The sequence below is a fragment of the Actinophytocola sp. genome (genome assembly GCF_035634895.1).
Lineage (GTDB): Bacteria > Actinomycetota > Actinomycetes > Mycobacteriales > Pseudonocardiaceae > Actinophytocola.
The window spans coordinates 1-2,898 of record NZ_DASQCC010000015.1 but is presented as its reverse complement, the minus strand read 5'-3'; the positions used below and the strand labels follow the sequence as shown (position 1 = coordinate 2,898).

Sequence of the window (2,898 nt, the reverse complement as noted above, 5' to 3'; positions counted from 1 at the left end):
CCCGCGCCGGGAATGCGGTGATTAAGTCGGTGGATCCGGGTTTCTGCTGGCAAGGCGCCGGTTCGCCCTCGTACTGGGTCGTACTGGGTCGTACTTGGGCGAACCGGCAACGCCGCCAGCAGGAAGCTGGGCCGCCGAATTAGTTGCCTGATTTCCGGCGCGGGACACTCGTGGAACTGTCGCCGCCACTAGAGCCGCCGGAACATGATGTGCAGCCCCACGTAGCCCTTCGTCGCGTGCAGGAAGCCTTCCGGCAGCGTCGCGATGATCTCGAAGCCCAGTGACCGCCACAGTTTCACCGCGACCGTGTTGGTCTCGACCACCGCGTTGAACTGCATGGCACGGAAGCCGTCGGCGCGGGCCTGGTCGAGCACGTACTCGCCCAGCGCCCGGCCCACCCCCTTGCCGCCGTGCCCGGGGGCGACCATGAAGCTCGCGTTGGCGATGTGCGCGGCCGGGCCGCGGTGGTTCGGGCCCATCTTCGCGGTGCCGAGGACCGTGTCACCCTCCACCGCGACGATCGCACGGTTCGGCGGGGTCGCGGTCATCCAGATCTGCCGCGCGTTCTCCTCGGTCTCGTCCCTCGGCCAGGTGTAGGTCTCCCCCGCGCGCACGATGTCCCGCAGGAACGGCCAGATCCGTGGCCAGTCCCCGGGTACGGCGTCCCTGATCTCCATGCCGCGGAGCGTAGCCGGAGCTGACACGATCGGGCGTTACCGGCTGGTTGCCCTCTCTCACCGGCATTGTCTGGTCCACTGTGGAGGAATGAAATTCACCCGGCCCTGTGGCGTGCTACTGGCCGTCGCCCTGCCGTTCGCGGTGTCCGGCGTCGCCAGCGCGTCGCACCAGACCTCGCTGGTGCTCACCATCGTTACCCGGGACGGCGCATCGGAGAGCGTCACCCTGACCTGCCAGCCATCCGGCGGCACGCACCCGAACGCGGCGAGCGCGTGCGCGGAGCTCCGGAGGGCACACGGAAATTTCGCCGCACTGCCCGGTGAGCCCGAGCAGACCATCTGCACCCTGGAGTACCAGCCGTTGACCGCGCGGGCCGCCGGCAGGTGGCGCGGCGATCGGGTCGACTGGAAGCACGATTACGGAAACGCCTGCACGATGCACACCGTGACCGGAACGGTGTTCCTGTTCTAACGGGCGAGCACGACGTTCCGCGACTCGGCCAGGCGCAGCCGCCCGTCGCGCACCAAGCCGGACCGGCCGGTGCGCAGGTAGTCGTCTGCCGAGCCGCGAAGCCGCGCACAGAACGTCCGCTCGCTCGCCCCCGGCCGGCCCAGATACCCGACCGCCACATCTGGGCCGGCCACCCATACTTTCGCCGGCGCCGCGAGGTTCGGACAGTGTCGGACCTGAGCGAGGCTAGTGTCCCGCGCCGGAAATCAGGCAACTAATTCGGCGGCCCAGCTTCCCGCTGGCGGCGTTGCCGGTCCGCCCAAGTACGACCCAGTACGAGGGCGAACCGGCGTCTTGCCAGCAGAAACCCGGATCCACCGACTTAATCACCGCATTCCCGGCGCGGGACACTAGGTGACCGGGATGATTCGGGCGGCCAGGAGCTGGCCGTCCGCTATGTCCAGTTCGCCGATGGTGCCCTGGGGTTGGCGGCGGCGGTCCGTGGGGGAGCCGGGGTTGAAGATGCGTAGGTCGGCGCCCGCCACGTCCATCGGGATGTGGGAGTGCCCGTAGACCACGAGGTCGGCGTTGGGGAAGCGGGTGCGCATCCTCGTCACACGGCCTTCTTTCTGGCCGCTGTCGTGGATCATGGCTATGTTCAGCCCTTCCAGGGTCAGCTCCAGGGTTTCCGGGGCACCCCACGCCACCACGTCCGGGCCGTCGTTGTTGCCCGCCACCACGTGGACCGGGGCGAACTCCGCCAGCTCGTCCAGCACACCGGGGACGCACACGTCGCCGGCATGGAGGATGACGTCCGCTTCCGCCAGGTGTTCGGCCACCTTCGGAGGGCAGTGCTTCCAGCGCCGGGGCGCGTGGGTGTCGGCCAGCACCACTACTCTCAATTTCACCCCTCCCTTATATATGATGGTCGAGTGCATGCCTTCGACGTTCTGGGCGACCCTGTTCGGCGGCGGATCCTCGAGTTGCTCGCGGACGGTGAGCGGGCCGCCGGCGAGGTGTCCGCCGTCGTGCAGGACGAGTTCGGCATTACCCAGCCCGCCGTCTCACAACACCTCAAGGTGCTGCGAGACAATGGGTTCGCGCGTGTCCGCGCCGAGGGGACCCGGCGGCTGTACGCCGTCGATCCGGCCCCCCTGCGGGAGGCCGACCAGTGGCTCTCGGTCTTTCGGCGGTTCTGGACACCGCATCTCGACGCCCTGGCCACCGAGCTCGCCCGGGGCAGGCGGGAGCGCCAGCTAGGTCAGGAGGACGGGTAACGCGTCCAGGCCGTAGACGATCGACACCTTTCGGTAGTTGAGGTCGTCCGTGGCCAGGCGCATCTTCGGGAAGCGGCGCAGCAGTGCGGGGTACGCCGCACGCAGCTCCATGCGGGCCAGCTCCGCGCCGATGCACCTGTGCACGCCGTAACCGAACGCCAGGTGGGTCGTCGGGGCCCGGCGGGCGTCCACCTTCTCCATGCCCTCACCAAGGGCCGGGTCGCGGTCGGCGGTCGCCAGGGACACGATCACCGCGTCGCCCTTGCTGATCTGGACGCCGCCCACCTCGGTGTCCTCGCGGGCGAACCTGGGGAACGCCACCTGCACGACCGTCAGGTACCGGAGGACCTCCTCCACGAAACCGTGGATCGCCGCGTCGTCGTCGTGGACCAGCTCGAACGTGTCCCTGTCCTGCAGCAGCACCAGCGCGCCCAGGGCCAGCATGCTCGCCGTCGTCTCGAAGCCGCCGGTCAGGATGCCGTCGGCCAGGCCG

At 69.0% G+C, this 2,898-nt stretch carries 6 protein-coding genes; 2 read left to right on the top strand and 4 right to left on the bottom strand.

Translation table 11 applies throughout. The features are described 5' to 3' along the window. Positions 1-188: 188 nt before the first annotated feature. Positions 189-677: a GNAT family N-acetyltransferase gene (locus VET29_RS02840; protein ID WP_324914113.1), complete on the bottom strand. Its 489-nt coding sequence runs from the start codon at positions 675-677 to the stop codon at positions 189-191. 88 nt (positions 678-765) lie between these two features. Between VET29_RS02840 and VET29_RS02835 the strand changes: the two genes are divergently transcribed. Next, positions 766-1,149: an SSI family serine proteinase inhibitor gene (locus VET29_RS02835; protein ID WP_324914109.1), complete on the top strand. Its 384-nt coding sequence runs from the start codon at positions 766-768 to the stop codon at positions 1,147-1,149. On the opposite strand, the gene VET29_RS02830 is transcribed toward VET29_RS02835, so the two are convergent. Further along, positions 1,146-1,322, bottom strand: a complete 177-nt coding sequence (locus VET29_RS02830; RefSeq protein ID WP_324914105.1) for a hypothetical protein — start codon at positions 1,320-1,322, stop codon at positions 1,146-1,148. The genes VET29_RS02835 and VET29_RS02830 overlap by 4 nt on opposite strands. A 216-nt stretch (positions 1,323-1,538) precedes the next feature. Beyond that, a complete protein-coding gene (locus tag VET29_RS02825; protein WP_324914101.1) occupies positions 1,539-2,036 on the bottom strand; it encodes a metallophosphoesterase family protein in 498 nt (165 codons plus the stop codon). A gap of 24 nt (positions 2,037-2,060) precedes the next feature. Here VET29_RS02825 and VET29_RS02820 point away from each other — a divergent pair, with 24 nt between their 5' ends. Continuing rightward, positions 2,061-2,405 (top strand): metalloregulator ArsR/SmtB family transcription factor, encoded by a 345-nt coding sequence (locus tag VET29_RS02820; protein ID WP_324914097.1) that lies wholly within the window; start codon positions 2,061-2,063, stop codon positions 2,403-2,405. Here the strand turns inward: VET29_RS02820 and VET29_RS02815 are convergent. Continuing rightward, positions 2,385-2,898 (bottom strand): cytochrome P450 (locus VET29_RS02815; RefSeq protein WP_324914094.1); only part of this gene is annotated, 514 nt, incomplete at its 5' end. The genes VET29_RS02820 and VET29_RS02815 overlap by 21 nt on opposite strands.

Excerpts from the sequence above, each read along its gene's own strand:
- VET29_RS02840 (WP_324914113.1), bottom strand. The coding sequence starts at position 677 with ATGGAGATCAGGGACGCCGTACCCGGGGACTGGCCACGGATCTGGCCG.
- VET29_RS02835 (WP_324914109.1), top strand. The coding sequence starts at position 766 with ATGAAATTCACCCGGCCCTGTGGCGTGCTACTGGCCGTCGCCCTGCCG.